The sequence below is a fragment of the Mesorhizobium sp. M8A.F.Ca.ET.161.01.1.1 genome (assembly GCF_004792105.1).
Taxonomy (GTDB): Bacteria; Pseudomonadota; Alphaproteobacteria; order Rhizobiales; family Rhizobiaceae; genus Mesorhizobium.
This window is the reverse complement of record NZ_SRTD01000559.1, coordinates 1-255: the sequence shown is the minus strand read 5'-3', so window position 1 is coordinate 255 and position 255 is coordinate 1. Positions and strand designations below refer to the sequence as shown.

1 protein-coding gene is annotated in these 255 nt (G+C 64.3%); it reads right to left on the bottom strand.

Annotation, left to right across the window (positions count from 1 at the left end):
• Window positions 1-255, bottom strand: a 255-nt coding sequence (locus tag EN804_RS37645; RefSeq protein WP_189602261.1) for a hypothetical protein, incomplete at both ends; no start/stop codon positions are given.

Genomic DNA, 255 nt, shown 5'->3' with positions numbered 1-255 from the left:
CTCGCACCGGCCGCGCCGAACACGTTGCCGTTCGTCGAATGGCCAAGCCCTTCCGTCACGCTGTTGGCATCGTTGGCCGCAACCGGGATGTCGTCGACGATTGAGATGACGATCGATGCCGGCGTGGTATCGCTGTCGCCGGTGGCGTCGGTGACCGCCATGGTGATTGTGTCGCTGAGCGGGTTGACCTCGCCCTGGCCGGTGTGGGTCAACGGACCGGTCAGCGTATAGGTATAGCCGTAAGTGACGACGCCG